The 22,663-nt window shown below is 63.3% G+C and carries 22 protein-coding genes and 1 tRNA gene; 13 read left to right on the forward strand and 10 right to left on the reverse strand.

Going from position 1 to position 22,663, the window contains the following annotated elements; all coding sequences use genetic code 11:
* Window positions 1-107: 107 nt before the first annotated feature.
* The gene (locus AC1DZ8_RS08430; protein ID WP_477305787.1) at window positions 108-644 is read left to right on the forward strand and encodes a TetR/AcrR family transcriptional regulator; all 537 of its coding nucleotides are present in this window, start codon (window positions 108-110) and stop codon (window positions 642-644) included.
* Window positions 645-873: 229 nt separating this feature from the next.
* Window positions 874-2,475, forward strand: a complete 1,602-nt coding sequence (locus AC1DZ8_RS08435) for an inorganic phosphate transporter (RefSeq protein WP_477305785.1) — start codon at window positions 874-876, stop codon at window positions 2,473-2,475.
* Window positions 2,476-2,798: 323 nt separating this feature from the next.
* Here the strand turns inward: AC1DZ8_RS08435 and AC1DZ8_RS08440 are convergent, their stop codons facing one another.
* Complete coding sequence (locus AC1DZ8_RS08440; protein WP_477400678.1) at window positions 2,799-3,959, reverse strand: patatin-like phospholipase family protein; 1,161 nt, start codon at window positions 3,957-3,959, stop codon at window positions 2,799-2,801.
* Window positions 3,952-4,734: an acetoacetate decarboxylase gene (locus AC1DZ8_RS08445; protein WP_477305949.1), complete on the reverse strand. Its 783-nt coding sequence runs from the start codon at window positions 4,732-4,734 to the stop codon at window positions 3,952-3,954. The genes AC1DZ8_RS08440 and AC1DZ8_RS08445 overlap by 8 nt, the downstream gene beginning before the upstream one ends.
* A gap of 220 nt (window positions 4,735-4,954) precedes the next feature.
* Between AC1DZ8_RS08445 and AC1DZ8_RS08450 the strand changes: the two genes are divergently transcribed.
* The 5 genes from AC1DZ8_RS08450 to AC1DZ8_RS08470 all read left to right on the forward strand — a co-directional run bounded on the left by AC1DZ8_RS08450 (window position 4,955) and on the right by AC1DZ8_RS08470 (window position 10,212).
* Complete coding sequence (locus AC1DZ8_RS08450; protein ID WP_477305783.1) at window positions 4,955-5,743, forward strand: 3-hydroxybutyrate dehydrogenase; 789 nt, start codon at window positions 4,955-4,957, stop codon at window positions 5,741-5,743.
* Between the two features lie 142 nt (window positions 5,744-5,885).
* Window positions 5,886-6,704, forward strand: coding sequence for a chromate resistance protein ChrB domain-containing protein (locus AC1DZ8_RS08455; RefSeq protein ID WP_477400680.1), 819 nt, complete (start codon window positions 5,886-5,888; stop codon window positions 6,702-6,704).
* Window positions 6,701-8,101: a chromate efflux transporter gene (gene chrA, locus AC1DZ8_RS08460; protein ID WP_477305780.1), complete on the forward strand. Its 1,401-nt coding sequence runs from the start codon at window positions 6,701-6,703 to the stop codon at window positions 8,099-8,101. The genes AC1DZ8_RS08455 and chrA overlap by 4 nt, the downstream gene beginning before the upstream one ends.
* A 71-nt stretch (window positions 8,102-8,172) precedes the next feature.
* A complete protein-coding gene (locus tag AC1DZ8_RS08465; protein ID WP_477400682.1) occupies window positions 8,173-9,099 on the forward strand; it encodes a hypothetical protein in 927 nt (308 codons plus the stop codon).
* Window positions 9,100-9,225: 126 nt separating this feature from the next.
* Entirely contained in the window at window positions 9,226-10,212 is a 987-nt protein-coding gene (locus AC1DZ8_RS08470; protein WP_477305776.1) for a methyltransferase, read from the forward strand.
* Between the two features lie 45 nt (window positions 10,213-10,257).
* Here AC1DZ8_RS08470 and AC1DZ8_RS08475 read toward each other — a convergent pair whose 3' ends face one another.
* The 3 genes from AC1DZ8_RS08475 to AC1DZ8_RS08485 all read right to left on the reverse strand — a co-directional run bounded on the left by AC1DZ8_RS08475 (window position 10,258) and on the right by AC1DZ8_RS08485 (window position 12,422).
* The gene (locus tag AC1DZ8_RS08475; RefSeq protein ID WP_477400684.1) at window positions 10,258-10,983 is read right to left on the reverse strand and encodes a class I SAM-dependent methyltransferase; all 726 of its coding nucleotides are present in this window, start codon (window positions 10,981-10,983) and stop codon (window positions 10,258-10,260) included.
* A 92-nt stretch (window positions 10,984-11,075) separates the two neighbouring features.
* Window positions 11,076-11,152, reverse strand: a tRNA-Arg gene (locus tag AC1DZ8_RS08480).
* A gap of 106 nt (window positions 11,153-11,258) precedes the next feature.
* A complete protein-coding gene (locus AC1DZ8_RS08485) occupies window positions 11,259-12,422 on the reverse strand; it encodes a M20 aminoacylase family protein (RefSeq protein WP_454573183.1) in 1,164 nt (387 codons plus the stop codon).
* Window positions 12,423-12,640: 218 nt separating this feature from the next.
* Here AC1DZ8_RS08485 and AC1DZ8_RS08490 point away from each other — a divergent pair, with 218 nt between their 5' ends.
* Complete coding sequence (locus AC1DZ8_RS08490; RefSeq protein ID WP_477400686.1) at window positions 12,641-13,819, forward strand: D-alanyl-D-alanine carboxypeptidase family protein; 1,179 nt, start codon at window positions 12,641-12,643, stop codon at window positions 13,817-13,819.
* 1 nt (window position 13,820) lies between these two features.
* Entirely contained in the window at window positions 13,821-14,942 is a 1,122-nt protein-coding gene (locus AC1DZ8_RS08495; RefSeq protein ID WP_477305772.1) for a CobW family GTP-binding protein, read from the forward strand.
* A 3-nt stretch (window positions 14,943-14,945) separates the two neighbouring features.
* Here AC1DZ8_RS08495 and AC1DZ8_RS08500 read toward each other — a convergent pair whose 3' ends face one another.
* The 5 genes from AC1DZ8_RS08500 to AC1DZ8_RS08520 form a co-directional block, all read right to left on the reverse strand.
* A complete protein-coding gene (locus AC1DZ8_RS08500) occupies window positions 14,946-15,179 on the reverse strand; it encodes a sulfurtransferase TusA family protein (RefSeq protein ID WP_477305770.1) in 234 nt (77 codons plus the stop codon).
* A gap of 9 nt (window positions 15,180-15,188) precedes the next feature.
* The gene (locus tag AC1DZ8_RS08505; protein WP_477305768.1) at window positions 15,189-16,484 is read right to left on the reverse strand and encodes a L,D-transpeptidase family protein; all 1,296 of its coding nucleotides are present in this window, start codon (window positions 16,482-16,484) and stop codon (window positions 15,189-15,191) included.
* Window positions 16,485-16,719: 235 nt separating this feature from the next.
* Window positions 16,720-17,670 carry an acetyl-CoA carboxylase carboxyltransferase subunit alpha gene (locus AC1DZ8_RS08510; protein ID WP_112562192.1) on the reverse strand — a complete coding sequence of 317 codons (951 nt, stop codon included), beginning with the start codon at window positions 17,668-17,670 and terminating at the stop codon, window positions 16,720-16,722.
* 99 nt (window positions 17,671-17,769) lie between these two features.
* On the reverse strand, window positions 17,770-18,681 hold the full coding sequence (locus AC1DZ8_RS08515) for a site-specific tyrosine recombinase XerD (protein ID WP_477400689.1): 912 nt from the start codon (window positions 18,679-18,681) through the stop codon (window positions 17,770-17,772).
* A 24-nt stretch (window positions 18,682-18,705) separates the two neighbouring features.
* Complete coding sequence (locus AC1DZ8_RS08520) at window positions 18,706-18,858, reverse strand: histidine kinase (protein ID WP_112562194.1); 153 nt, start codon at window positions 18,856-18,858, stop codon at window positions 18,706-18,708.
* Between the two features lie 215 nt (window positions 18,859-19,073).
* On the opposite strand from AC1DZ8_RS08520, the gene AC1DZ8_RS08525 reads away from it, so the two are divergent.
* The 4 genes from AC1DZ8_RS08525 (at window position 19,074) to AC1DZ8_RS08540 (ending at window position 22,584) form a co-directional block, all read left to right on the forward strand.
* A complete protein-coding gene (locus tag AC1DZ8_RS08525; protein WP_477305753.1) occupies window positions 19,074-19,685 on the forward strand; it encodes a shikimate kinase in 612 nt (203 codons plus the stop codon).
* Window positions 19,682-20,812, forward strand: a complete 1,131-nt coding sequence (aroB, locus tag AC1DZ8_RS08530) for a 3-dehydroquinate synthase (RefSeq protein WP_477305751.1) — start codon at window positions 19,682-19,684, stop codon at window positions 20,810-20,812. The genes AC1DZ8_RS08525 and aroB overlap by 4 nt, the downstream gene beginning before the upstream one ends.
* A gap of 1 nt (window position 20,813) precedes the next feature.
* Entirely contained in the window at window positions 20,814-21,704 is an 891-nt protein-coding gene (locus AC1DZ8_RS08535; protein ID WP_477305749.1) for an HlyC/CorC family transporter, read from the forward strand.
* A gap of 79 nt (window positions 21,705-21,783) precedes the next feature.
* Window positions 21,784-22,584 (forward strand): alpha/beta hydrolase, encoded by an 801-nt coding sequence (locus AC1DZ8_RS08540; RefSeq protein WP_477305747.1) that lies wholly within the window; start codon window positions 21,784-21,786, stop codon window positions 22,582-22,584.
* Window positions 22,585-22,663: the final 79 nt, after the last annotated feature.

Consider the following 22,663-nt stretch of genomic DNA (forward strand, 5'->3'; position numbering starts at 1 on the left):
GGACACCTATCCGCGGGCGGGTCCCGATTACAAATGACGGCGAACTTACTGTACCGTCTGGACGGTCTTGTCAATTCCGCCTAGGCTCTTGCGGGGGGAAGGGATCGATGAAAACCCGAAGGGCAAATTCACGCGAGAAGATACTCGCCGCCGCCGCCGACGTAGCACGCGAGGCCGGCCCCGGCAGCCTGTCGCTGGACGCCGTCGCCAGTCGCGCCGGCGTGTCGAAAGGCGGCCTGCTTTACAACTTTCCGACCAAGGCCAAATTGATGCAGGGCTTGGTGGAGAATTACCTGCGCGCCTTCGAGCTGGCGTTGGAATCGGGCCGCGTCGCCGGCGCCAGCGGCGAGAGCCTGCTTGCCACCTATATCCGGCTCTCGGCGGATGACTGCGAGGAGCCGAAGCCGACGGCCTCGTGGATCTTCTCGGCGATCGCCGAGGATCCGGATTTCCTGACGCCGATAAAAGCCTTCAAGTCGCAGCTGCTGCAGCGGCTGAAGAGCGAGACGCCGGATCTCAAGGCGCTGCTGGTTTGCTTCCTGGCCATCGAAGGGCTGCGCAGCATGAACCTGTTCGATTCCGACGTGCTTTCCGCCGACGAACGCCGCTTGCTCGTATCGGCGCTGCTTGAGATTGCGGGTTAGTCTAGGCCCGCAATCCGGTTCATCCGCCTCTCCGCTGATGAACCGGATCGACGATCCTTCGCTCACTCGTCTTTTGCGCCGGCAAAGAAACGTGATCCGCATCGCGCGCCGGAACAAGGGCTGCAGCGCCCCTTGCGCGATCAAAAGACCATAGCCGTCACACCAGCTTCATCGACCAGCCATAGCGTCATTCCGAGTTCTTTGCTGCAGTGCAAAACGGAGTGAGACGATGGTGGACGTTGTTTCTAGCGAAGCGGGGATTCCGAGACCGGACCATCCGCTCAATCAATCGGGCGGCGCGAAGTGGTTCCTGCCGGCCTTCGGCGTGCTGGTGCTCGTCGGTGTCATCTATGTCGGCTACGCGCTCAGCCAGGATCTGGCGGTGGCCAAGACCGTGCCGTGGATCCTGCTCGGCATTGCCTTGCTGATTGCGTTGGGCTTCGAGTTCGTCAACGGCTTCCACGACACCGCCAATGCGGTGGCAACTGTCATCTACACGCGCTCCATGCCGGCCGAATTTGCCGTCATGTGGTCGGGCGTCTTCAACTTCCTTGGCGTTTTGACCTCGAGCGGCGCGGTTGCGTTCGGCATCCTGTCGCTGCTGCCGGTCGAGCTCATCCTTCAGGTTGGTTCTTCCTCGGGTTTCGCCATGGTGTTCGCGCTGCTCGTCGCGGCGATCCTGTGGAATCTCGGCACCTGGTTCCTCGGCCTCCCGGCGTCCAGCTCGCACACGATGGTCGGCTCGATCATCGGCGTCGGTCTTGCCAATCAGTTCATGGCACCGGCCGGCAGCGCCACCAGCGGCGTCGACTGGGGGCAGGCGACCAATGTCGGCATCACGCTTCTGGTGTCGCCGATCATCGGCTTCTTCGCCGCGTTCGCCCTGCTCTATGTGATGAAGCTGCTGGTCCGCAATCCCGCTCTCTATGAAGCGCCGAAGGGCAACACGCCGCCGCCATGGTGGATCCGTGGCCTGCTGATTTTCACCTGCACCGGCGTCAGCTTCGCGCACGGTTCCAATGACGGTCAGAAGGGCATGGGCCTGATCATGCTGATCCTGATTGGCGTCGTGCCGACGGCCTATGCGCTCAACCGCACGCCCGACATCAACTATCTCGAGGCCTACAAGGCGGCCTCGGTCAGCGTCGAGACGGCGCTCGGCAAATACGCCAAGCCGGGCGTCACCGTCACCGACGCCAAGGCGGCCGTCCAGGATGCCGTACGCACCCGGACCTGGAGCGACCAGACGACCGTTGCGCTGCAGACCTACATCCACAACACCACGACTTCGCTGCAGCCCTATGCCTCGGTCGACAATGTGCCGACGGATCTGGTGAGCAACGCGCGCAACGACATCTATCTGATCGGCGAGGCGCTGAAGCTGATCGACAAGAAGAAGCTGCTGCCGATGGAAGCGGCCGACCTGAAAGCGGTGACGGACTATCACAAGGCGGTCGACAACGCGACGAAGTTCATCCCGCTGTGGGTCAAGATCGCGGTCGCGCTGGCGCTCGGCCTCGGCACCATGGTCGGCTGGAAACGCATCGTCGTCACGGTCGGCGAGAAGATCGGCAAGAGCCACCTGACCTATGGCCAGGGTGCCGCCGCCGAACTCGTTGCGATGATCACCATCGGCATGGCCGACCGTTTCGGCTTGCCGGTGTCGACCACCCATGTGCTCTCCTCGGGCGTTGCCGGCACCATGGCGGCCAACGGGTCGGGCCTGCAATGGTCGACGGTCCGCAACCTGCTGCTGGCCTGGGTGCTGACCCTGCCGTGCTCGATCACGCTTGCCTTCGTGCTGTTCATCATCTTCCGCCAGGTGTTCTGAGCCGAGCAGAGTTTTGACGAGAAAGCAGCGCCGGGCGACCGGCGCTGCTTTTTTGTCGTATGGATGTTCTACGGAGCTTCGAAGTGTGGGAGGGACAGCACCCCCCTCTGGCCTGCCGGCCATCTCCCCCGCAAGGAGGGAGATTAGCAGCTTCGCCGGCCGCTCTCTTCCTGCACCGCTGGTGATTGGCGAAAGCACTCGCGACAGCCAATCTCCCCCCTTGAGGGGGAGATGTCCGGCAGGACAGAGAGGGGTGTGAAGGAACTCGACTGTGGTGATTGCCAATACTGGACAGGCCCGTTCGTGTTTCCTTCTGCCAGGCCTTAGGTCGGATCCTCGCGGTGCAGATCGTGGATGGTGACGCCGTCGGCATTGGTCGGCAGCATCAGCCACTTCTTGTGGCGCAGCGTGCGTTCCGTATCCTCCAGGCCCATCTCCCAGTGCTCGCGCATCGACGTGCCGGAGAATTCATAATCCTTGGCGTGGCCCTCGTAGCCTTTGTGCTGGTAGATCAGGTGGACGATGTTGACGACGCCGGCATCCGAATAGTCGGCGATCAGCTCTTTCTCGCCGTCCTTCAGCTGCTCGGGCGGCACGCGCTTCAGCGCATCGAGCAACTTCATCTTCAGCGCATGGATGCGCTGGAAATTGTCCGTGTTCTGCCGCGTGCGGCTCGAATACATGATGTCCTTGTGGCGCGACAGCACGTCGGCCATGCCGCGCGGCAGCACGCCGCGGGCGCTGAACAGGTCGACCTGGAACACCAGCGAGGAGCGGTCCTCTTCCTGGTCGAGCAGATATTGCAGCGGCGTGTTGGAGACGATGCCGCCGTCCCAGTAGTATTCACCCTCGATGCGGATCGATGGGAAGGCCGGCGGCAGCGCACCGCTGGCCATGATGTGCTCCGGCGCGATGCGCACCTTGTCGGTGTCGAAATAGACGAAATTGCCGGTGCGGACATTGACCGCGCCGACGCTCAGCCGCTTCTTGCCGTCGTTCAGCACATCGAAGTCGATCAGGCTCTCCAGCGTGTCCTTGAGCTCGGCGGTGTCATAGAAGGAGGTGGCGCCTTCGGCGCCCGACAACTGGAGCCAGGGATTGGGCGAGCGCGGCTTGAAGAAGCCGGGCTGGCCCATCGCCATCGTCATGAAGGACGAGGTCTGGTTGCGGATATCGCGATAGATGTCGCCTTCCGGCGTATAGGGCCAGATCTTGCGGCCCGAGACCGTCTGCCAGAACTGTTCCAGCCGCTGCAGCCGGCGGCTCGGCTCGTTGCCGGCAATGATGGCGGCATTGATCGCGCCGATCGAGACGCCGGACAGCCAGGTCGGCTCACAGCCGGCATCGGCCAGCGCCTGATAGACGCCGGCCTGATAGGCGCCGAGCGCACCGCCGCCCTGGAACACTAGGGCGATGCGATCGTATTGCGCGGTGATTTCCGCGATCGTGGCGGCAGCTGCCTTGCTGCGGTTACGCTCAAGCACTGACTTTCTCCAGTCTGGTCGTGCCGGCAGCAGACTGGTCGGCGAGGTAATCATGCACGACTTCGCCCAACCCAAGTGTCAGATCGGCTTTGAAATGAACGGCCGAGACGATGTCGAGGACCGGCAATTTCGCCACGTCGGCCATGACGTGTGGGCGAAGATCGAGCGCAGCCGGCGCCGTCCAGGCTTCCTTCAGCGTGATGTCGGTCAGGTAATAGCGCACCAGCTCGCAGATGCGCGGGCTGCCGTCGACATGCGGGATGATCTTGATCAGGAAGTTGGGCGCGGCGAGCGAGGCGAGCACCTGATCGTGGTCGGCCTCGCGATGCTTGTAGCCCATGGTGCCGGTGGCGCACAGAACGCTGCCGTAATGCAAGGTGCCGACGATAACCTCGCCCTCATGCACGATCTTGGGGTTGGCGAGCTTCTTCGGAAACCCCCAGAGCTCGCGGCCGCCGGCGATCGGCGCATCGTCGTCGAGATACATGGAATGGACGTAGCCGCCATGCTGGCCCTTGTACTTCACCGGGATGACCTGGCCGGTCTCGGTGTAGTCGCCGAAGCCGGTTGAGTCAGGCATGCGGATGAATTCGTATTTGACCAGCGGCTCGTCGATCTCCAGCGGCGCCGGCACCACGGCCTCAAGCGCCTCGCGCGTCGTGCGGTAGGTGATGATGACGTATTCGCGGTCGAAGAAGCGATACGGGCCGGGCGGGAAGGACGGGTTGGTCAGCGGCATCGCATAGGCGCGCTTCACGACATCGGCGATTTCCAAATTGCTCACCCGTCGGTTCAGGAACGATCTTGCGGACGTGCAGGACGATTATGTTGCACGGCAGCATGACAATGCCATGTCGTGTCACTTCGATGCCAGCGCAAGGCGTGCGTGGAGGATCACAACATTGTAATCGCAATGACATATGGTCATGCCATTGTTATGTTGCGGTGCACAAACCATCTGCGTCAAAGCTCCTCCCACCAGTCGCGAGATCTCCATGGGTTCCCTGTCTTCGAAGAATGCGCTCGTCACCGGCTCGACCAGCGGCATCGGCCTGGCCATTGCCCGCGCCTTTGCTGCCGAAGGCGCCAACGTCACCATCAACGGCCTCGGCGATGCCGCCGCGATCGAACAGGAGCGCGCCGGCATCGAGAAGGATTTCGGCGTCAAGTGTCGCTACTCCGGCGCCAACATGATGGACGGCGCGGCCGTGACCGCCATGGTGCATGACGCCGAGGCGGCCTTCGGCAGCCTTGACATTCTGGTCAACAATGCCGGGATACAGCATGTCGCGCCGATAGAAGAATTCCCTGACGACAAATGGGAAGCCATCATCCGCATCAATCTGCTGGCTGCCTTCTATGCCATCAAGGCTGTGGTGCCGGGTATGAAGGCGCGCAAATGGGGCCGCATCATCAACACCGCCTCGGCGCATGCGCTGGTCGCCTCGCCGTTCAAGTCGGCCTATGTCTCGGCCAAGCACGGCATAGCCGGCCTGACCAAGACGGTGGCGCTCGAAGTCGCGCAGGACGGCATCACCGTCAACGCCATCGCGCCCGGCTATGTCTGGACACCGCTGGTCGAAAAGCAGATCCCCGACACCATGAAGGCGCGCGGCATGACCGAGGAACAGGTCAAGCACGACGTGCTCCTGGCGGCGCAGCCAACCAAGGAATTCGTCACCGTCGAGGAGCTTGCGGCGCTGACGCTGTTCCTGTGCTCGGATTCGGCCAGGCAGATCACCGGCACGACCTTGCCGATGGATGGCGGCTGGACGGCGCAGTAGGCGTCCGAGGGCCGAGCGCTGCTCTGTCCTTGACAATCAGCGTCGATCGATCCAGCATCAAGGCAAGGGGTTCCTTCGCGACGACCCCGTGAGGCGTCAGCCCAATGATCGCGTCCAAACTCTCACTCTGGAGGTGGACGCCATGCCGTCAACAACCGCAATCACCGCAGCGCAGCTTTCCCGTCTCATCGGCCTGCCGGAAGCACCTGTTCTTGTCGATGTCCGCATCGACGAGGACTATGACGCCGATCCACGCCTGCTGCCGGCCTCATCCCGGCGCGACTTCAAGTCTGTTTCGACCTGGGCGGCCGAGTTCGCCGGACGCCACGTCGTCGTCATCTGTCAAAAGGGCCAAAAACTCTCGCAAGGCGTTGGCGCATGGCTGCGCCATGAGGGCATCGCCGCTGAATCGCTGGAAGGCGGTTTCGAGGCCTGGCTGGCGGCCAAGGGGGTTCTGGTCACGGCCGAGAAGATGCCGCGCCGCGACGACAAGGGCCGCACCGTCTGGGTGACGCGCGCGCGCCCCAAGGTCGACCGCATCGCTTGCCCGTGGCTGATCCGCCGCTTCATCGATCCTTCGGCGGTGTTCCTGTTCGTCGAACCGGCCGAAGTGCTGGCTGCCGCCGACCGGTTCGCGGCGATCCCCTTCGACATCGACGATGTATTCTGGAGCCATCGCGGCGAGCGCTGCACCTTCGACACCATGATCGAGGAATTCGGGCTGCGCTCCGAAGCGCTCGACCGTCTTGCTTTGATCGTGCGTGCGGCCGACACGGCACGCCTTGATCTCATACCGCAAGCGGCGGGGTTCCTCGCGGCATCGCTCGGCCTGTCGCGCATGTTTCGCGATGATCTCGAACAGCTCGAGGCCGGCATGCTGCTCTACGATGCGTTTTTCAGGTGGTGCCGCGACGCCACCGACGAAACCCATAACTGGCCAAGCGGGGGCAAAACGCCATGAGCGCCCTTGCAGCGGACGACAAGGCGCGTCCTGTCGATGCACCTGCCGCGCCGACCTTCAGGCAAGCCACAAAACTGTGGGCGAAGATCGGCCTGCTCTCCTTCGGCGGGCCGGCAGGGCAGATTGCGCTGATGCACAAGGAACTGGTCGAGGAACGGCGCTGGATCGGCGAGCAGCGTTTTTTGCATGCGCTGAACTATTGCATGCTGTTGCCCGGACCCGAGGCACAGCAGCTGGCGATCTATATCGGCTGGCTGCTGCACCGGACCGCCGGCGGCCTTGTGGCCGGCATCCTGTTCGTGCTGCCCGGCGCCCTGGTCATGCTGTGCCTCAGCACCTTCTATGTGCTCTACAATGATGCGCCTGTCATCGAGGCGCTGTTCTTCGGCATCAAGGCGGCGGTGCTGGCCGTTGTCGTCGAAGCGGTCATCCGCATCGGCAAACGGGCGCTCAAGAACCGGGTGATGGTGGCGATCGCGGTGGTCGCCTTCCTGGCCATCTATGTCGTCGGGCTGCCGTTTCCGCTGATCATCCTGGCTGCGGGGCTGACTGGCTGGATCGGCAATCGCCTGGCGCCGGGGCGGTTTTCCGGAGCCGCACATGGCAAGGACAATTTGCCTGATGTCAGAGGCGCGGTCGACCTGATGTTCGAGCGCGGCGAACTCGCTCATACCAGACCGACGAAATGGCACGCGCCGCGCACCATTGCGATCTGGCTGCCGATCTGGCTCGGACCGGTCGTGCTGATCCTGGCGCTGACCGGCCCTGCCAGTGTGTGGACGCAGCTTGGTGGCTTCTTCAGCCTGATGGCGGTGGTCACATTCGGCGGCGCCTATGCGGTACTCGCCTATGTCGCGCAAGCAGCTGTGACCTCGTTCGGCTGGCTGGCACCCGGTGAAATGGTCGACGGCCTTGGCCTTGCCGAGACGACGCCGGGCCCGCTGATCCTGGTGCTCCAGTTCGTCGGCTTTGTCGCCGCCTATCGACATGCAGGTGCGATGGGTCCGCTCGTCGCCGGATCGCTTGGCGCATTGCTGACGCTCTGGGTGACGTTCGTGCCTTGCTTCTTCTGGATTTTTCTCGGCGCCCCCTACATTGAGGCGCTGCGCGGCAACAAGGCGCTGTCGGCGGCGCTGAGCGCGATCACGGCGGCTGTCGTCGGGGTGGTGATGAACCTTGCGCTGTGGTTCGCGCTGCATGTCGTCTTTGGCGGGGTGCACCGTGTTGGCCTGGGCATGGAGGTGCCGGTGCTGTCGTCGCTGGACTGGCGCGCCGCACTGCTGGCGGCAGCCGCCATGGTCGCAATGCTGAAACTGAAGATCGGCATGCTGCCGACATTAGCCGGCTCAGCACTGGCCGGGCTGGCGCTGCTGGCTTTGGCTGACGTACTGCCCTGAAAGGGGCACCAGTTGTTCGGTAAATTGATTGTCGTCTAATATCGCCGCGATGGGGACGCGGGAGAGCGCCTTTGACGACGGTGGTGTTGGTCGTACCGGACGAGAATCCGAAGACGAAGCAGGATTTTCACCGCATCGCAGAGGCAATCAGGTCGGAGGGAATTTCTGCCCGCCTTGTCCGTCACAAACGATCGGAGCAGATTGCGCTTTTGCCCCTTTGGCTTTCTCAATCCATGTCCGTCGCCATGGTTCGGCGGACCGACCGCAAGTTGCTCCCAGGCAAGTTCTTTTCAGGTGTGAAAGGCAGCAAGATAGACGAGTACAGGACGCTTTCCGCTGCCGGTGTATCGGTGCCACGGTGGGAAGAGCTGCGCCCGGATACCAAACTCGACCCGGCTGAATGGGGGCCTTACGTCGTCGAAAAGCCGTCTGTCGGACGGGCCGGCGCCAATGTCAGGATCAGGAAGATCGGAAGGGTGAAGTTTGCTGACCGCGCTTCATACCCGCCGGACCATCTCGGCCGGCGCGGACCGATGATTGTTCAGAAATTCGTCTACACGGGCGAATGGCCAGTCAGCTATCGTGTGATCACCGTCTTCGGCGAAGTCGTCCTTTGCATCCGGCAAACCACGCGGCGCGGTGAACCGCTGAAGGCGAGATGGGATTTCGGCAAGGGCGGCGGCACGGCCATAGTCTCCAACACCCGAAGTATGGAAGTTGTGTTGGACGCCAATCCGGAGATGATGGAAACCGCCAGGTCAGCCCACCGTTCCGCTTTTCCGGATGTTCCGCTGCTGACCTTCGACATGGCCAGGGACATCGAGACCGGTGAGGTTGGCATATTCGAATGTCATCCGTACTTTCCCTATTGGCCGTTCTCGAGCGCAATCCAGGCCTCGATCCAGAAGGCGAACGGGATCAACTACGAGAATCAGTTCGACATCATGGCAACCATAGGCCGGGCTATCGCCAAGAAGGCGGTTAAAACATTTCCGTGACGGGGGACAGGAGTTTTCGGCATCGACGGCGCGCATCGACTGGCAAAAGCTTGCGGTTGGTGCCGGTTCGGTCGAATCCGATCCGCCGGGTCGCTTTCGGCTCCGGATCGAGGAAAGGGATGTGACATGGTGGATTTTGAGCGGATCGACAAGCTGATCGCAGGGGTGCCTTCTGCCCTCGCGCTTCGCGCCGGGCTGGACCTTGGCATCTTCACCCAGCTCGGCGGCAGTGCAATGACCGCCGGCAGCCTCGGGGTCGCGCTCAAAGTCGAGCCCGATCGTCTGTCGCGGCTCCTCTATGCGCTCGCCAGCGTCGGTCTCCTCGACGTCGAGGATGGTCAATTTCGCAACGGCGCCGAAGCGGCGGAGTTCCTCGACGCGTCCAAGCCGACTTATCGCGGCGGCGATCACGCGCTGCTGCGCGAGCTCTGGGGAGCCGACCTTTTGACCGCAGACTCGCTGCGGCAGAACCGGCCGGCTGCGCTGCACGACTTTGCCGAGGCAGGGCCTGAGTCCGCGGCGGCCTTCAGCCGCATGCTCGCCCCCGGCGGAGTGATTTTCGGCCGACATCTGGCCCGCGCGTTGGACCTCTCGACGATCGGTTCGGTGATCGACATCGGCGGCGGCGCCGGGACGATTCTCGTCGGACTTCGCGAGCGCTGGCCGCATATTGCGTCGACGCTGATGGAACTGCCGACGGTCGCAGCGGTCGCGCCAGCCATCCTGGCGGAATACGGCGCCAGCGACGTGGTTGTCGAAGAAGGCGACATCACGGTCGCGCCATCGGTCGGCCAGCACGATCTGGCGATCCTGAAAGCCGTCGTCCAGGTGCTGCCGCCGGACCAGGCGCGCAGTTCGATCCTGAACGCGGCACGTTGCCTGACACAAGGAGGCGAGATCGCAATTGCCGGGTGGGGTGTCGTCGATGACGACCGTCTCGGCCCGCCTGACGGTGTCTTTCTCAATCTCACCTTCCTGAACCTCTATCGCGCAGGCGAATCCTACACTGAAGGTCAGTATCGCGCGTGGATGACCGAGGCTGGATTCCGGGACATTTCCAGGTCGCGCCTGGCGGACGGCACCACGTTGTTTCGTGGGCGCCTCACGGGCTGATAGGTTTCGGAGCAAGGCTGCCCGACGCACCCGTCGCCGTGGCTCTCAGAGCCAGCCCTGAATGGATTGCACAAAGGTCCTGAGACGGCGTGAGCCGATTTTTCCCCTTACCGGGCAGCGCGGGGTATCGGCAGTCTTCTTCACGATGAGCTGTTTGGTGCGCGAGATCTCTTGAAACTCTTGCGCGTAGGCGACCAGGAAGCCATCGACGGCGGACGTGGGACGCTCCCAATTTGCCTTGTTGTCCTTGTAGTCGGTGTAGTCGTCCCAAATGAGCATGCCGCCGTGCTTGAGCATCCCCCATGCCAGGACACTATCCATCATGACGCTTTCGCGCTCATGACAACCATCGATATAAACAAGGTCAAATTCCGCTCCTGCCTGGCGCAGCCTGATCAGCGCAGGCAGCGAGAAGTCGCGAATCTTCGTCACCCGATCGGCGTAGCGCTTCAAATTCCTGTCGAACCTTTTCTCCCGTTTGTGGAAGGGATCGACGCAGGTGATGATGGCCTTAGGCAAGTAGCTGGCAAAGAAAAGGGCGGAGCGGCCCTCCATGGAACCAATTTCCAGAACTGAAAGCGGCGTATCCCGCAGCGGTTCAAGAATGGGCATCCATATCGAGAGCTTGTTCGTCACATAGTCGCGCTCGGCAAACGACCCTGAAGCGTTGATGCTCTGCCAATCAAAATCCATTCCGATCAGACGCCCCTTCAGTGTAGTCGTGATTGCCGTTCCGGCATCGCTATCATCTCGGATAGTGGCGATTTGCAAGTTCCGAAAGAGGCCGATCAGGTGCCATGAGACGCTCTCGGCCGGTCGGCGATCAGGTGGCCTGAGCTTCGCGGATGCGATCTACCTGTTATTGGTGATCCCGACAGGAATCGAACCTGTGACCTACAGATTAGGAATCTGCCGCTCTATCCTACTGAGCTACGGGACCACGCGGCCCGACACATAGCCGCTTCGGATCGTTTCGCCAAGAGGCTCGCCGAAGGCAATCAAGAGGCCGGCCGAAGGCAATTCGGCCGGCCTCTAGGCGGCATAGGTCAGGCAGCGAGCGCCGTTTCGGCCAGTTTCACCCAGTAGCTCATGCCGTGCGGGATGACTTCGTCGTTGAAGTCATAGGCCGGGTGATGGAGGCCGGCGGTCTCGCCATTGCCGATGAAGATGAAGGCGCCGGGCCGGGCTTCCAGCATGTAGGAGAAATCCTCGCCTCCCATCACCGGCTGGATGGCACGGTGAACCTGGGTGTCACCGGCGACACTCGCCGCGACATCGCTGGCAAAGACGGTTTCTTCCGGATTGTTGAAAGTGACGGGGTAATTGGCGTCATAATCGACAGTGATCGTCGCGCCGAAGGCGGTGGCAATGCCGTCGCAAATGGCGCGGATGCGCTCTTCCGACTTCTTGGCGATCTCCTTCTTCAGCGTGCGCACCGTGCCGGCGATCTCGGCGGTCTCTGGAATGACGTTGTAGGCGTCGCCGGCGTGGAATTTGGTCACCGACACCACCACGGCCTCGACCGGGTCGGTGCTGCGCGAGGCAACCGTCTGCAAGGCGCCGACCAGCTGGCTGGCGATGACGATCGGGTCGATCGTGCCGTGCGGCATAGCCGCATGGCCGCCGCGTCCCTTGACGGTGATGGTGAATTCGGCCGTTGCCGCCATGATCGGGCCCGGCCGGATGGCGAACTGGCCGACCGGCAGGCCCGGCATGTTGTGCATGCCGAACACCCTGGAAATGTCGAAACGCTCCATCATGCCGTCCTTGACCATCTCGTTGCCGCCGCCGCCGCCTTCTTCCGCCGGCTGGAAGATGACCGCCACCGAGCCGGCGAAATTGCGCGTTTCTGTCAGATATTTGGCGGCGCCCAGCAGCATTGCGGTGTGGCCGTCATGGCCGCAAGCGTGCATTTTGCCGGGAACGGTCGAGGCGTAGGGCTTGCCGGTGATCTCGTTGATCGGCAGCGCGTCCATGTCGGCCCGCAAGCCTATGGTCGCGCCTTCGCCCTTGCGGCCATGGATGATGCCGACGACGCCGGTCTTGCCGAGGCCCGTCACCACGTCATCGCAGCCGAATTCCTTCAGCTTCTCGGTGACGAAGGCGGCGGTCTTGAAGACATCGAAGTTCAGTTCTGGCGTCTGGTGCAGATGGCGTCGCCAGCCGGCAACTTCATCCTGCATCTCGGCGGCGCGGTTGAGAATCGGCATTATGGTTCCATCTCGCTGTTGGAGCAGACGGTGTTGGCCCGCTGCTTTGCAATCGTGATTGCCAGGCACTTTGCCATCTTGGCGTCACATAGGGTAAATAGCACCGCAAACAATGTGATCCGGAAATTGAGGGCCGGATCTCATCATGCTGGCCATCGCGTAACGAAATCTTACGGAGCCAGGGGCGACTACGGCAAGAGGTGATTTCGGATTCCATGATGCGGCACAGCCATATCCTCAAATTACTGCTAACGGGAACCCTGGCGCTGCCGATGCTGGCCGGGCCGGCTCTGGCCAATCCGATTGTCCTGTTCGACCTGAACAGCGGCAAGGTCCTGCAGCACCAGGACGCCTTCAGCCGCTGGTATCCGGCTTCGCTGAGCAAGCTGATGACCGCCTATGTCACCTTCCGGGCGATTGCCGCCGGCGAGGTCCAGCTCGACTCGCCGATCAAGGTGACCAAGCATTCGGCCGGCGAGCCGCCCAGCAAGATGGGCTTCAAGCCGGGCTCGGTGATGCGGCTCGACAATGCGCTGAAGATGATGCTGGTCAGATCGGCCAACGACATCGCCATGGCCATCGGCGAGAATATCGGCGGCTCGCAGGCAGGCTTCGCCATCCGCATGAACGCCGAAGCCGCGCGGCTCGGCATGACCGGGACGCATTTCGTCAACCCGAACGGGCTGTTTTCGCCGGAGCAGTATACGACGGCGCGTGACCTTGCCTTGCTGGTGATGGCGATCCGCAAGGAATTCCCGCAATACGCGCCGTGGTTCTCGATCGAAGGCCTTGCCGTCGGCAAGAAGGCGATCCCCAACTACAATCTTCTGATCGGCCGCTATCCCGGCGCCGACGGCATGAAAACCGGGTTCGTCTGTCCATCGGGCTTCAACATGATCGGCTCGGCAACGCGCAATGGTCGCACGCTGGTCGCTGTCGTGCTTGGCGAAAAATCGGCGGTCAGCCGCGCCGAGACCGCGGCAAGGCTGCTCGACCAGGGCTTTGCCACGCCCGATCCGAACGCGATCACGGTCGCGGCCATGCCAACCTATGGCGATGCCGTGTCGACCAACGACATGCATGACGAGATCTGCAAGAAGAAGGCGCCCGAAGAGCAGTCCGAGGCGGCACCGCCGGTCGCCGCGAAGGGCGCCGATGTGCCGAAATCGCCCTATCAGGAAAAGCTGGACCACGTGCCGACGCTGGTCGCCGTCGGTCTTGGCGGCGCCACCGGGCCAGCGCCAAAGGCGATGCTCGACCAGGGCGGCCAGGAATTCGCCGATGTGCCGCTGCCGAGCTGGCGGCCCGACATCCCGGCGCCAAAGGGTTCGGAACCGGTCGTGGTGGGTTCGGCAACCCCGGTGCAGGGCGACCAGTCGGTCAAGGCCGCGAACTAGGATGGCGGGCTTTCCGATACCCGTCACGGTGCTCACCGGCTTCCTCGGCGCCGGCAAGACGACATTGCTCAACCGGTTGCTCAAGGACCCGGCGCTGGTCGATACCGCCGTCATTATCAACGAGTTCGGCGAAGTGGCGATCGACCATCTCTTGGTCGAACAGGCCTCGGACGGCATCATCCAGCTGTCCGATGGCTGCCTGTGCTGCACGGTGCGCGGCGAACTGGTCGACACGCTGGCCGACCTCGTCGACCGGCTGCAGACAGGTCGTATAGCCCGCCTTGCGCGCGTCGTCGTCGAGACCACGGGGCTCGCCGATCCGGCGCCGGTGCTGCAATCGATCATGGCGCATCCCGCCCTGGTCCAGGCGTTCAGGCTCGATGGCGTCATCACGCTGGTCGACGCGGTCAACGGTAATGCCACGCTCGATGGTCATGTCGAGGCGGTCAAGCAGGTTGCGGTCGCCGACCGCATCGTGCTGACCAAGGTCGATCTGGCCGGCGATCCCGCCGATCTCGAGGCCCTGCGGGCGCGGCTGCGTCAGCTCAATCCGGGCGCGAAAGTGCTGGAGGCCGGTGACAGCCAAACCGGCGTCGCGGCGCTGTTCGATTGCGGCCTCTACAATCCGGCGACCAAATCCGCCGACGTCCAGCGCTGGCTGGGCGAAGAAGCCGCGCACGACCACCACCATGATCAGGGCGACCACCATCACGGCCAGCATGAGCACGGCGAGCACGACCATGCGCATCGCCACGATTCCCGCGTGCGCTCCTATTCGCTAGTGCATGACGGGCCGGTGCCGTTTTCGGCGATCGAGATGTTCCTCGACCTGCTGCGCTCGGCGCATGGCGACAAGCTCTTGCGCATGAAGGGCGTCATCGAGCTTGCGGAAGACCCGTCGCGGCCGCTGGTCGTTCACGGCGTGCAGAAGATTCTGCATCCGCCGGCGCGGCTGCCGGCCTGGCCGGACGGTCAGCGCGGCACCAGGCTGGTCCTTATCACCCTCGACATGCCGGAAGACTATGTGCGCCGGCTGTTCGCCGCTTTCACCAACCGGCCGTCGATCGACACACCGGATCGTGCGGCGCTGGAGAGCAATCCGCTGGCGATTGCCGGGGGTTGATACTCAGGGTTGCGGTTCGCCGCGCTCGACCAGAAAGCGATGACCGCCGGTGACGGCCGCTGTTTCAACCAGCTGATGGCCGGCGTCGGCGCAAAAGGCGGGGATGTCGATGACCGCCAGCGGGTCGGTGGTCTCCAGCCACAGCCGGCTGCCCGGCTGCATCGCCGCCAGGCGTTTTTTCGCCTTGAGAACGGGCAGGGGGCAGTTCAGCCCCTTGAGATCGTAGATCGCGGCCAAGGTGAAACCTCAGCCGCCGAACATGCCGAGCAGCTTGTTCTTGATCTTTGACATCCGGCTCTCGTCGGCCGGCGGCTCGGCAGGCGCCGCCTCGACACTCGCAGTGGCGACCGGCTGCTGGGCAGCCTGCTTGGCTGCTTCCTTCTCGGCCAGCGCCTGGGCTTTGGCGGCTTCCTTTTCGGCCAGTGCCTGGGCCTTGGCGGCTTTCGCGGCCTCGATGGCCGCAAGCCGCTGTTCCTCGGCCTTGCGCTTGGCTTCCTTCTCGGCGTCGAGCGCGGCCATCTTGCGGCCGGCGGGCGAATCGATGCGGCCCATGCGCGCCGTCTCGGTCACCGTTCCGTCGGAATTGAGCGACGGCGGGTCGATCGGCACGCGCTCGCCGCGGGCGCGGCGCTTCGACCAGTCGGAAACGATGCTGGCTTCCTTGATGCCGGCAATGGTCGGCTTGGGCGCCGGCACGCTGGCCTTGACCGCGCCGCTGAAGGCCGCGTCATAGCTGCTCTGATAGGCGTTGTAGGCGCTTTTCAGCGAATCCGGCTGCGTGGTTGGAGGGCAGGCGCCCGTCGGATCGAAGGTTGTGCCTTCGGGCGCCACCTGGTTGAAGACATAGCGCTTCTCGCAGACGTCGACCTTCGGCGGCACCTTGGTGATCTCGAAATTGTCGTAGCCGACCTTCAGCATCTTCCAGAACTCGTAGTTCGGGTCGTTGCGATAGCGCGCCATGTTGGCGGCGGTCATGCGGAACGGGAAGGCCTGGATCTGGAACTCGGTCTGGCCACCCTGGAAGGCGTCACGGCCGAAAGCATAGATCTGCTCGATCTGCGGGTCGGTCATCGAATAGCAGCCCGATGATGAGCAGGCGCCGTGCACCATCAGATTGGCGCCGGTGCGGCCATTGGCCCGGTCATAGGCGTTGGGATAGCCGATGTTGAAGGACAGGTGATAGTTCGAGCGCGGATTCATCTGCGATGGGCGAACGGTATAGAACCCTTCCGGCGCCTGGCGGTCGCCCTCGGTGTATTTCGGGCCGAGCTTGCCCGACCATTTGCAAATGTCGTAGCTGGCGACCATCTCGTAGCGGCCGGTGGTCTTGGCCTTCCAGATCTCGAGCTTGCCCTCTTCCTTGAAGATGCGGGCCATCACCGAGGAGGTGCGGACCATGCCCTTGGCCTTCATATCGGCGAGTATCTTGTCCGGCAGCGGCTTGTTGGCCTCCGGCGCGAAATCCTTCATCGAGGAATCGTTGCAGCCGGCAACGCCGAGGGCGGCGATCAGGATTCCGGTGCGGGCAAGCTTGGCGAACATGGTTACGGCTATGTCTTTTTTCTCGGGGCCAGGGCTTCGGCTGCGCCGGCCAGCACACTAAACCTTCACGGACCCTAAGCCCGTTAACCTTGAAAATTCCTTACCGCAAGCTCCGGGCGGCTTCCCCACGGCAATTCGTCCCGTTTCACGGAGTTTTCATTGAACCGAATGCGGCGGCATTTTTGTGGCGAAATTGCTCACTCGCGCCACATTGYGGCGCGCAACCGGTCCGAAATCAGAGGCTGCGGCCCATCGCCAGGTATTTTTCACGGCGCTGCTCGCGAAAATCGGTGTTGGCGCCGGCAAAATCCTTCATCGTCTTTGCGATGAGGTCGCCGGTGGCGGCGATCACCGTTTCGGGCGCGCGCTGGGCGCCGCCGAGCGGTTCGGGGATGATGGCGTCGATGATCTTCATCTCCAGAAGATCCTGGGCGGTGATTTTCATGTTGGTCGCCGCATCCTTGGATCGCGTGGTGTCGCGCCACAGGATCGAGGCGGCGCCCTCCGGCGAGATCACCGAATAAATGGCATGTTCCAGCATGTAGACGCGGTTGGCGGTGGCAATCGCAATGGCGCCGCCCGAGCCGCCTTCGCCGATGACGACCGAGATCGACGGCACTTTGAGGCCGAGGCAGGCCGAGGTCGAACGAGCGATGGCTTCGGCCTGGCCGCGTTCCTCCGCACCGACGCCGGGATAGGCGCCGGCGGTGTCGACCAGCGTCAGAAGCGGGATCTTGAAGCGGTCGGCAAGCTCCATCAGCCGCACCGCCTTGCGGTAACCTTCAGGGCGCACCGAACCGAAATTGTGCTTGAGCCGGCTCGCCGTGTCCGAACCCTTTTCCTGGCCGATGACGGCCACCGGTTCGCCGCGGAAGCGGGCGAAGCCGCCGATGATCGCCTGGTCCTCGCCGAAATTGCGGTCGCCGGCGAGTGGCGTGAAATCGCTGAACAGGCCCTTGATGTAGTCGAGGCAATGCGGCCTGTCGGTGTGGCGCGCGACCTGCACCTTCTGCCACGGCGTCAGCGCCTTGTAGATGTCGCGCAGCGCGTCGCGCACGCGTTTCTCGAGCCGGCTGATTTCGTCACCGACATCGACCGCCTCGCCATTCTCGGCAAGCTTCTTCAGCTCGAGGATCTTGAGTTCAAGGTCCTGCACCGGCTTTTCGAAATCGAGGTAATTGTACATTCTTGAGCGGACCGATGCGTCGGAAGGCAAAGACTTGGCGGGACCCGGGAAATGGCGGCTCCGCGCGGTGGAACGTGCCTTCACATAGCGATATGAGGCCTAGTCGGCAAGCGGATGATGATCGTTGACCAACCGCACCAGCCGCTCTTCCAGCACATGCGTGTAAATCTGCGTGGTCGAGATATCGGCGTGGCCGAGCAGCTGCTGCACCGCCCTGAGATCGGCGCCGTTCTGCAGGAGATGGCTGGCAAAAGCATGGCGCAGCACGTGCGGCGATATTTTCGCTGCTGATATGCCGGCCCGCGCGGCGAGGCCCTTGAGGTCGCGGGCAAAGACCTGCCGGGAGAGATAGCCGCTGTCGCCGGCGGCCGGAAACAGGAACGGGCTGTCGGCGAAAGCCGGCACCGTGGCCCGGGCCGTGAGCCATGCCCGCATCGCCGTGCGCGCCTTGGCCGACAGCGGCACCATGCGCTCCTTGTCGCCCTTGCCACGCACCATGAAGAAGCGGTCGTCGCGCTGGGCGACGGTCACCGGCAGGCCGACCAGTTCGGAGACGCGCAGGCCGGTGGCATAGAGCACCTCCACCAGCGCGTGGAGGCGCAGCGCCGCCAGCCGGTCGCCATTGACGCCATCACCTGCTTCCAGGGCCGCGCGGTCGAGCAGCCTGCCGGTATCGGCCTCGCTCATCGTCTTGGGCAGCGGCCGGCCCTTTTTCGGACTGTCCAGCGTGCCGGTTGGGTCGTCACTGCGCAGCCCCTCGGCGTAGAGGAACTTGAAAAACTGGCGGATCGCCGACAGTTTGCGCGCCTGCGACGTCGGGGCAAAGCCACGCGCGGCGATGTCGTCGAGATAGGCGCGGATGTCGGCCGCGGCGGCGGCTGCAAGCCCGCCGCCAATCTGCTGCGAGGCGTCTTCGAGATCGCGACGATAGGAGGACAGCGTGTTTTCGGCGGCACCGCGTTCGGCGCTCATCATTTCGAGAAAGGCTTCGATGCGAGCCGCGCTGTTCATGTCCCTGCGGTCAGTTTCTTCGGGTCAGTTTTTCTTGGGGTTCAGCTTTTCCGGCGGAATGCGCACGGTGATTTCCGCCTTTTTCGGCTCGACGAACATCGCCAGCGCCACCATCATACCATAGGCAATGCCGGCAAGAATCATCAGTGTCACGACAAAGCGGAACAGTGTCGGCATCAATTTTCGCCCGTCTTCTTGTTCTGCGATTCCAAACCCTGTGCCCTTATGGGACGCCAATCCGGCCAATTCAAGGACGAAGGGTTTTGCCTAACGCAGGTCGATGCGGGAAAACCACTGCACTTTCCGAGACCTGCTCAGGGCGCGATGCTTGACGCAAACCGGCTTTTGATGTCGATACGCCGGCAAAGACGGCCTAGAAACAGCATGGTCTCATGAACGCGTTACCAGCAAATCCTCCTGGCGAGAGCCATGCCGCGCTGCTCGACAGGCTGGGCAACCGCTCGATTGTCTTTGTGGGCCTGATGGGCGCCGGCAAGACAGCGATCGGCCGCAAGGTGGCGGCCATGCTGTCCCTGCCGTTCATCGATAGCGACCAGGAGATCGAAAGCGTGTCGCGCATGACCGTGCCGGAACTGTTCGAGCGCTATGGCGAGACCGAATTCCGGGCGCTCGAGCAGCGCGTCATCCTGCGCCTCCTGGAAAACGGCCCGCAGGTGCTGTCGACCGGCGGCGGCGCCTTCATGAATGCGCAGACGCGCGACGCGATCGCGTCGCATGGCGTCTCGGTGTGGCTGAAGGCCGAGCTCGATCTGTTGATGGAGCGCGTCTCCAAGAAGCAGAACCGGCCCTTGCTCAAAAACCCCGATCCGCGCGCCGTGCTCGAGCGATTGATGGGCGAACGCTATCCGGTCTATGCGACCTCCGACGTCACCGTGGCGACACGCGACGACCGCAAGGAGGTCATTGCGACCGAGGTCGTCGACGCGCTGTGCGGCCATTTCGGCATTCCGGCCACCACGGCGCCGGACGAGGTGAGGCCATGAGCGAGCCGGTCACTGTCGAGGTTGGCCTTCGCGAGCGCGCCTATGACATCCTGATCGGCCCCGGCCTTCTGGCGCGCGCCGGCGCCGAGATATCGCGCCGCCTGCCCGGCACGAGGGCGGCGGTGGTCACCGACGAAAATGTCGCGGCGACACATCTCGACGCACTGAAGGCCGGTCTGGAAAAAGGCGGCATCCAGCCTGCTGTCATCACTCTGCCGGCCGGCGAAAAGACCAAGAGCTTTGCCCATCTCGAAGAGGTGGTCGACGGCGTGCTGGCCGCCAGACTGGAGCGTGGCGATGTCGTCATTGCGCTCGGCGGCGGGGTCATCGGCGACCTCACCGGCTTTGCCTCCGGGATCGTGCGCCGCGGCATGAATTTCGTCCAGATTCCGACGTCACTCTTGGCGCAGGTCGATTCCTCGGTCGGCGGCAAGACCGGCATCAACAGCCCGCGCGGCAAGAATCTGGTTGGCGTCTTCCACCAGCCGAAGCTGGTGCTGGCCGACACCGAGGTGCTCGACACGCTGCCGATCCGCGAATTCCGCGCCGGCTATGCCGAGCTCGCCAAATACGGGCTGATCGACCGGCCAGCGTTTTTCGCCTGGCTGGAAGAGAACTGGACAAAGGTATTCGCCGGCGGTGCGGAGCGGGCCGAGGCGATTGCCGAAGCCTGCCGCGCCAAGGCCGATGTCGTTGCCCGCGACGAGTTCGAAACCGGCGACCGCGCGCTGCTCAATCTTGGGCACACATTCGGCCATGCGCTGGAAGGGGCAACACAGTATGACGGCGCTCGTCTTGTCCATGGCGAAGGCGTCGCCATCGGCATGGCGCTGGCGCACCGGTTCTCCGCGCGGCTCAACCTGGCAAGCCCGGACGACGCGGCAAGGGTCGAGGCGCATCTGCGCGCCGTCGGCCTGCCCTGGCGGATGTCCGACATCCCTGGCGAACTGCCCGACGCCGAGGCGCTGCTTGGCTTCATCACACAGGACAAGAAAGTGTCGCGCGGCGCGTTGACCTTCATCCTGACGCGCGGCATCGGCCAGGCTTTTATTGCCAAGGATGTGCCGGCGTCCGAAGTGCTGTCGTTCCTCAGGGAAAACCATCCGGCCAACGGGAAAGCCGGCTGAGATGGACACCGGCTGGATCGTCGTCGCCGTTCTCGCCATCCTCATCCTGTTTTTCATTGCCGTGCGCACGCGCCTGCTTGCCATGTTCGGCTATGAGCTGTCACGCATCGAGCCGCAGCGCTCCACCCAGGATGAGTTGCGCGGTGCGGTCGACGATTTCCGCCGTGACGGCCAGATGGTGCGCGAGGACCGCGACCGTGTCGGCGGCCTGTTCGACCTTGACGAGCTCGAAGTCTCCGACATCATGGTCCACCGCACCAATATGCGCTCGGTCAATGCCGACAATGCGCCGGAAGCGGTGGTGCGCGAGATCCTGCAGAGCCCGCACACCCGCATGCCGCTGTGGAAGGGCTCGCTCGACAACATTGTCGGTGTGCTGCACGCCAAGGACCTGCTGAGATCGCTGAACGAGGTCGGCAACGACTTTACCAAGATCGACGTGATGAAGATCGCGTCCAAGCCATGGTTCGTGCCCGACACCACGACCTTGCAGGAGCAGCTCAACGCCTTCCTGCGCGCCAAGGCGCATTTCGCCATCGTCGTCGACGAATATGGCGAGGTCGAAGGGCTGGTGACGCTGGAGGACATCATCGAGGAGATCGTCGGCGAGATCGCCGACGAGCACGATGTCGACATCCAGGGCGTCAAGCAGGAAGCCGACGGCTCCGTCGTCGTCGACGGCACGGTGCCGATCCGCGACCTCAACCGGGCGCTCGACTGGAACCTGCCGGACGAGGAAGCCACCACCATTGCCGGCCTGGTCATCCACGAGACGCAGTCGATCCCCGAGGAAAAGCAGGCCTTTACCTTCCACGGCAAGCGCTTCGTGGTGATGAAGCGCGACAAGAACCGGATCGCCAGGATCAGGATCAGGCCGGCGGGCGACGCCTAGCTCGGCCCGCATTACCAATCCTTCATTGGAACTCGACGACGCCAAGGTGCATCTTCGCCGGGGCGGTCAGGAGACGATGATGATAGACCGGCGAACCCTGCTTCTAGCCTTGATCGCAGCGCTGCTGCCGGTAGGTGCTGCAAAGGCCTCGGAGCGGCCATCTCCGCAGACGCTCGACTACGGCCCGGCCAAGCTCGACATCTATGCGCCCGAAGGTGCCAGTGGCCTGCCGGTGGTCTTCTTCGTCCATGGCGGCACCTGGCAGTTCGGCAAACGCAGCCAGGTCGGCGCCAAACCGGCTTTCCTGCTCGCCAATGGCTTCTGCTTCGTCTCCATCGACTACCGCATGCTGCCCGAGGCCGATGTCGCGACCCAGGCCGGCGATGTCGAGAAGGCCTATGCCTATGTCAGGGCCAACATCGCCCGATTTGGCGGCGACCCCCGCCGCATCGTCGGCATGGGCCATTCGGCCGGATGCCACCTTATTGCGTTGACCGGCATGCGCGGCGGGTTGCCCGGCGTAGCAGCGCTGATCCTCGACGATACCAGGGCCTATGATCTTGCGGCACTTGAGAAAAGCGGCGGCATGGTGCGGGCCTATGCCCGTGTGTTTTCCGATCCTTCGCAATGGGCGGCCTTATCGCCGGCCAGCTATGTCGACGGAAAGAAGCATCCGCCGACCTTCATCGCCTATTCGCGCGCCGATGGCCGGGACGAGCAATCGACGGCCTTTGCCAAGCGCCTGCGCGTTGCCGGGACGGCGGTGACGCTGTTCGACGGCAGCGCCTATACGCATATGTCGATCAATCATGATTTCGGCGAGGATGGCGACGCATTGACCGCTGCGGCACTGGCCTTCCTGAAATCGACAGTCGGCTGATCGCGGCGAGGCCCTGGATCAGACCAAAAATCCCGGCAGGACATTGCCGCACCGGCTTCTATGGGTGCATTTGCCTGGC

Source organism: Mesorhizobium sp. P2_F7 (assembly GCF_056403695.1).